1 protein-coding gene is annotated in these 7,484 nt (G+C 69.6%); it reads right to left on the bottom strand.

Features of this window, described 5'->3' with window-relative positions:
* Positions 1–7,448, bottom strand: a 7,448-nt coding sequence (locus tag ABZV91_RS31630) for an amino acid adenylation domain-containing protein (protein WP_355249394.1), incomplete at its 3' end; no start/stop codon positions are given.
* Positions 7,449–7,484: the final 36 nt, after the last annotated feature.

Consider the following 7,484-nt stretch of genomic DNA (forward strand, 5'->3'; position numbering starts at 1 on the left):
GTGGATTCCAGACCGTACTCCGACTGCATCCACACCAGGCGATTCACAATCGCCGCATGCGACACCGCCACACCCTTCGGACGACCCGTCGAACCCGACGTGAAAATCACATACGCCGTATTCGACGCACGCAACGGCGCCACCCGATCGGCATCCGTGACCGGGGCATCGGCGTAGCCCGACAACTCCAAGGTGTCCACGGCCAGTACCGGCACACCTGTCCCCTCGGGAACAGCACCGGCATCGGACGTCGAGGTCAGCACGCAGACCGGTCGCGCGGTCTCGAGCACATACGCGGTCCGCTCCGCCGGATGCTCGGGGTCCACCGGTACATACGCGCCACCGGCCGTGACCACCGCGTACATGGCCACCACCAGGTCCACCGAACGCCGCAGCGCCAAGCCGACCAATGATTCCGGCCCCACGCCCTCGGCGATCAGCAGCCGCGCCAGACGATTGACCTGTCCGGCGAACTCCGCATAGGTCAGTTCGGCGCCCTCGAACGACACCGCGACCCGATCCGGATATCTCGCGACCGCCGCGGCGAACTCGTCCAGCAGCAATCGTGAATCGACCGGGTGGTGAGTCGCGTTCCAGCGCTCGAGCACCAGGTCGCGTTCGGCCGGGGCCAGCAGATCGATATCACCGACGGCGACGGACGGGTCGGCGACGATCCCGTCCAGCATCCGGACCAGCCGGTCCGCGATCCGGCGCACCTCGGCCTCGTCGAACATGTCCTGCCGGTACCCGGCCCGGATACGCAGCGTATTGCCGAGTGCGGCGACCAGGGTCAACGGGTAGTGCGTGGCGTCGATACCGGCCAGGCCGGCCACCGTCATTCCGTCGATATCGGTGGCCTGCGCCTGGATACCCTCGGCATCCACCGGATACGACTCGAACACCAGCAGGGTGTCGAACAGCGCCGCCATCCCCGCCGCGCCCTGGATATCCGCCAGACCCACATAGTGGTGATCCAGCAGATCGGCCTGTTCGGCCTGGACCCGGGCGAGCACTGTCCGTACGGACTCGTCCTGATCGAACCGCACCCGCACCGGGATCGTATTGATGAACAACCCGACCATGGTCTCCACGCCGGGCAGTTCCGGCGGGCGACCGGAGACGGTGGCACCGAACAGCACGTCGTCGCGCCCGGTCAGCCGGCCGAGCAGGACCGACCACGCCACCTGCAGCACCGTGTTCGCCGTTACGCCGACCTCGGTGGCCAGCGCGGCCATCCGGGCGGTGGCGGCGGCGTCCAGCTCGAATACGTACTCACCCGACAGCGCGGTGATCTCGGAGCCGCCCGCTTCGGGGCGGACGAGCAGGGTCGGTTCCTCGACCCCCGCCAGTGCCGACCGCCAGGCCTCCAGCGAGGCCCCGCGATCCTGGCGGCCGACCCAGGCCAGGAAGGTCCGGTAGGAATGGACCGCCGGCAGCACGGCGGCATCGCCACGGACCGCGTACAGGGTCAGCAGATCCCGCATGAGCAGCGGCATGGACCAGCCGTCGAGCAGGATGTGGTGGTTGGACACCACGAACTGCCAGGTGTCGGCTCCGGTCTTGATCAGGGTGAACCGGAGCAGCGGCGGCTCGGCGAGATCGAAGCGCCGCAACCGGTCCGCCTCGATGAGATCGGCGGCCGTCCCGGCGCTGCTCCGGTCGTGCTCGGTCCAGTCGACCGGCATATCCTTCAGCACCACCTGGACCGGATGGCCCTCGTGATCGGTGACGAAGGCGGTACGCAGGTTCTCGTACCGATCGACCAGCGCCTGGGCCGCTGCACGCAGCCGGGCGGCATCCACCCGGCCGGTCAGCGTGAGCACGATCTGACCGGTGTACACATCCACCGAGGTCTCGGCGATCTGGGCGTGGAACAGCATGCCGGCCTGCAGCGAGGACAGCGGCCACACATCGGCGACCGGGAAGCGCCGCTCGATTCCGTCGACATCGGACTGCGACAGCGCGACCATGCCGAAATCGGACGGGGTGTGCCCACCGGCGCCCGCGGAATTCGCGTGGCGCGCGACCGCTTCCAGCGCCCGCGTCCACAGCTCACCGAACTCACGGACCTCCTCGGCCCCGAGCAGGGTGCTCGGGTACCCGATCCGGGCGATGAACTCGTCGCCGGCGACGACGGCATTGATATCCAGCAGCGCCAGCGCCGGCATATCCGCGTCGAATGCCGCGTCCACCACCAGATCGGCGGGCAGCCAGCCGAACTCGCGCATCCCCGCGGACAACTCGCCCGAACCGGCGGACCGGCCCAGGTAGTTGAAGCTCACCTGGCCCGGCAGCTCGGCCGGAAGTTCGTTCGCGGTCCGCGGGTTCAGATGGCGCAGCAACCCGTAGCCGATGCCCTTGTCCGGCACCGCGAGCAGCTGTTCCTTCACCGCCTTGAGCGCCGCGCCCAATGCCGGACCGCCGGCGAGCGCGTCCTCGAAATCGATACCGGTCGGCGCGAACCGCACCGGGAAGACAGAGGTGAACCAACCGACGGTATGGGACAGGTCGGCACCGGGCACGACCTCTTCCTCACGACCGTGACCCTCGAGCCGGATCAGCAGCGGGTCATCGATCGCCGCCGCCGGCACCCGCCGCGCCCGCCATGTGGCGGTGGCCAGAACGAGCGCGGTGAGCAGACCGTCGTTCACCCCGCCGTGGAACAGCGCCGGAACAGTGGTGAGCAGCGCCTGGGTGACCTCGGGCGACACCCGCACCGAACAGGTGTCGACCGTCGCGGCGGTGTCGACCGCCGGGTCCAGCGGGCGGTCGGTCAGCAGCGGATCGGCGGTATCGACGACGGTCCGCCAGTAGTCCAGTTCGGCCTCGCGCTCCGCGCTGCGCGCGTGCGTCTCGAGGGCATGCGCCCAGGTCCGCATCGACGTGGTCGGCTCCGGCAGTTCCGGTAGGAGCCCGGCGCTGTGCGCGCCGGCGGACAGCACGAAGTCCGGCACGAGGATGCGCCAGGACACGCCGTCGACCACCAGGTGATGCGCGACGACCACCAGGTATCCCGCCCGTTCGGCGGTATCCGGTTCCAGCCAGACGAACCGCACCACCACGCCGTGGGCGGGGTCCAGGCGGTCCAGGGCCGCGTCGACCGCGGCGGTGGCCGTTTCGAGCACCTGCTCCTCGGTGGCGGCGGCATCGAACACGGTGTGATCGATGAGCGCGTCCACGTCGACCGAACCGGGCTCGACCGTCTCCACGACCCATTCGCCGTCCACGACGAACAGGCGCGACCGCAACATATCGTGCCGGTCGAGCACCGGGCCCACCACCGCGGCGATGGTCTCGCGGGTGACGCCGACCGGCAGGCTCAGCGGTGTCAGCTGATGGAATCGCCCGAACGAGCCGAAGCGTTCGACCATCGTCCGCACCACCGGGGTGAGCGGCATGCGGCCGATCCCGCCGCCCGGCAACTCGGCCAGGGTCCGCACCGCGCCGTCGACGAACTCCGCGAACTCGGCGACCGAGGCCAGGCCCGCCACCGTGCGCTTCTCGAACACCTGCCGCGGGGTGAAGACCACACCGCGCGATTTGGCCCGGGACACCAGCTGGATCGAGACGATGCTGTCGCCGCCGAGGGCGAAGAAATCGTCGTCCGCGCCGACCCGCTCGACGCCGAGGACCTCGGCGAAGATATCCGCCAGGATCTCCTCGATCGGCGTCGACGCCGCGCGGAATTCCCGGGTCTCGAACACCGGCTCCGGCAACGCTCTACGGTCGAGCTTGCCCGAGGCGTTCATCGGGAACGCCTCGAGTACCACGAAGGCCGACGGCACCATGTACGACGGCAGCCGACCGTGCAGGTGGGCCCGCAACTCGTCGGTGGTGATCGTCGCACCGCCCACCGGCACCACATACGCGACCAGGTGCTCACCGGTCCCCGCATGGCGCAGGATGACCAGCGACTCCGCGACGGTCTCCATCTCGGTGAGCGCGGCCTCGATCTCACCGGGCTCGATCCGCTGACCGTGCAGCTTCACCTGGAAATCGCTGCGGCCCAGGTACTCCAACTCACCCGCGGCGGTCCACCGCACCAGGTCACCGGTGCGGTACATCCGTTCGCCGGTGTGGAAGGGGTCCGCGACGAAACGGGTGGTGGTCAGGTCGGGCCGGCCCAGGTAGCCGGGCGCCAGCTGTGCGCCACTGATGTAGAGCTCGCCTCGGACACCGGCGGGCACGGGCCGCAACCGGTCGTCGAGGACGTAGGTCCGGGTGTTGAGCCCCGGGACGCCGATCGGCACGGTCCCGGTTTCGCCACCGGTCACCTCGTGGGCGGTGACATCGATCGTGGTCTCGGTGGGCCCGTACTGGTTGAACAGGCGGGCGCCGGTGCGTTCCCGCAAGCGCCGCGCGAGGTCACCGGACAGCGCCTCACCGCCGGCGACGATACTGCGCAGTCCGGCCCAGGCCGCGGGCTCGGATTCGGACAGGAACACCGACAGCAACGACGGCACGAACTGTGCCATCGTGACGCCTTCGCCGGCGATCAATCCGGTGAGGTACGCCGCGTCGCGGTGCCCTTCCGCATGTGCGATGACCAGGCGGGCGCCGAGCTGCAACGGCATGAAGAACTCGACCACGGACGGGTCGAAGGTCGCCAGGGTGCGGTTCAGCAGCACGTCGTCGGCACCGAGACCGTGCCGTTCACGGGTGGTCGCCAGGTAGTTGAGCACCGCCCGGTGCGAGACCGGGACACCCTTCGGCCGGCCCGTGGAACCCGAGGTGAAGATCGCGTACGCGGTGTTGTCCGGCCGCAGCGGCCGGAGCCGATCGGCGTCGGTGAGCGCGGTGCCCGCGACACCGGACAGATCCAGCCGATCGATACGCACCTGGCCGGCGATCGCCGGATCGAGGTCTTCGCCGGAGGTCAGCACACACACCGGGCGCGCCGTGTCGACGATGTACTCGAGCCGGTCCTCGGGCTGGTCCGGATCCAGCGGCACATACGCGCCGCCGGCCGCGACCACCGCGTACGCGGCGGTGATCAGGTCGATCGACCGGCGCATACCCAGGGCCACATAGGTTTCCGTACCCACACCGGCATCGCGCAGCCACCGTGCCAACCGGCGCACGCGGTCCGCGAACTCGCCGTAGGACAGACCGGTGCCCTCGTAGGTCAGCGCGACCCGGTCCGGCGACTCCGCCACCACCCGGTCGAACCCGTCCAGCAACAGGCCCGGCTCGATGCTGCGATCGGTGGCGTTCCACCGGCGCAGCACCAGCTCACGTTCGGCCGTGTCGAGCAGCTCGAGCTCACCGACCGGGGCCGCGGGATCGGCGACGATCCCGGCCAGCACCCGCAGGTACCGCTGCACGAATTCCGCCACCGTCGCGTGGTCGAACAGTGCGGTGGCGTAGGTCAGGTACCCGGACACGCCCTCCGCGGCACCCGTCGCGTCGTAGGTGTCGCTGAGGATCATGCTCAGGTCGTAGAGGGACACCTCGGTACCGGCGTCCACCCCGGACACCGAGAGACCGGGCATTTCCAGACTCGCCTGCGCCAGGTTCTGGAACGCGAAACCCACCTGGAACAGCGGGTGCCGCGCCGTGGACCGCACCGGGTTCAGCGCCTCCACCAGCTGTTCGAACGGCACATCGGCATGCGCGAGCGCCGCGATATCGATCTCCCGCTGGCGCGCCAGCAGGTCGGTGAACGATTCCCCGCCCTCGACCCGGGTCCGGAACACGAGCGTGTTCACGAACATGCCGATCACATCGTCGAGGGCGGCCTCGCCCCGACCGGCCACCGGAGTACCGATGGCCACATCGTCGGTCCCCGCCAAACGGGCCAGCAGCAGCGCGAACGCGGTATGCGTCACCATGAACAGGGTCACACCCTGCTGCCGCGCGAAGTCCTGCAGCGCCTGGTGCAGGCGCGCATCGATCCGCACTTCGACTCGGCCACCGGCATACGACTGGGTCGCCGGCCGCGGACGGTCCAGCGGCAGATCCAGCTGCTCGGGCAGATCCGCCAGCGCCGACCGCCAGAATTCGAGCTGTTCGTGCGCCAGCGACGTGGGATCGGCCCCGTCGCCCATCAGGTTCCGTTGCCAGATCGCGAAATCGGCGTACTGGATCGCCAACGGCGCCCAATCCGGTGCCCGGCCCGCCGCCCGCGCCGAATACGCGGTCAACAGATCCCGCATCATCGGCACCGTCGAGGAACCGTCGCCGGAGATGTGGTGCACCACCGCGGCGAGCACGTATTCGTCTGCCGCGTCGTCGATCCGCAGCAGCGTCACCTGCACCGGCACCTGCTGGGCCACATCGAACGACACCGACGCCAGCTCGGTCACCACGCTCTCGACCGCGTGCGCGGCCACCGTGCTGACCTCGAGGCCCGGTACCGCCCCCGTGACCGGCAGCACCACCTGCGCCGGCCCGGATTCGGTCTCCGGGTAGACCGTCCGCAGCACCTCGTGCCGCGCGACCAGATCCGTGACCGCCAGTCGCAGGGCATCCACGTCCAGGCGCCCGGTCAACCGGACCACCAGCGGAATGTTGTAGGCCGCCGCGCCACCGTCGAACCAGTTCAGGAACCACATGCGCTGCTGCGCCAGGGACAGCGGGATCCGGTCCACGACCTCGCCCGACGGCAGCACCCGGGTCGGCCGCGGCTGCGGTACCAGCGCCGGACGGCCGCCGGAACCCACCTGCTCCTCGAGCCGGGCGGCCAGTGTGCCGACGACGGACGCCTCGAACAGCGTCCGCACCGGCACCTGCGTATTCAGCGCCGCACCCAGGCGCGCCACGACCTGCGTCGCGAGCAGCGAGTTCCCGCCCAGGGCGAAGAAATCGTCGTCCACGCCGATTCGCTCGATACCGAGCACATCGGCGAGCACACCCGCCACGACCCGCTCGACCGGTGTCGACGGCGCCCGGAACTCGCGTGCCTCGAACGCGGGCTCCGGCAACGCCCGGCGATCCAGCTTCCCGGCCGGGGTCAGCGGGACCTCGTCGAGCACCATGACCGACGCCGGCACCATGTACGCCGGCAATCGCTGCCCGACGAATTCGCGCACCTCGGCCACATCGATCGAACGCCCCGGTACGGCCACCACATAGGACACCAGCGATACCGCGCCCGCGGCGTTCTTGTGTCCGGTCGTGACGGCGAAGTCCACGGTGTCGTGCGCGGTCAGCGCCGCGTCGATCTCACCCAGCTCGATACGGAAACCACGAACCTTGACCTGGAAGTCATTGCGGCCCACGTACTCCACCGCGGGATCACCCGCGGCATCACGACGCCACCGCACCACATCACCCGTGCGATACAAACGCGAACCCGGCGCACCGAACGGATCGGCGACGAACCGCTCCGCGGTCAGACCGGCACGGGCGTGGTAGCCGCGGGCCAACTGGATACCGCCGACATACAGTTCACCAGCCACACCCTCGGGCACCGGGTTCAGCCGATCGTCGAGCACCAGAGTCCGCATACCCCGCACCGGACCACCGATCGTGACCCGATCACC

Origin of the sequence: Nocardia sp. NPDC004568, assembly GCF_040609955.1 — a bacterium.
Classification (GTDB): Bacteria; Actinomycetota; Actinomycetes; order Mycobacteriales; family Mycobacteriaceae; genus Nocardia.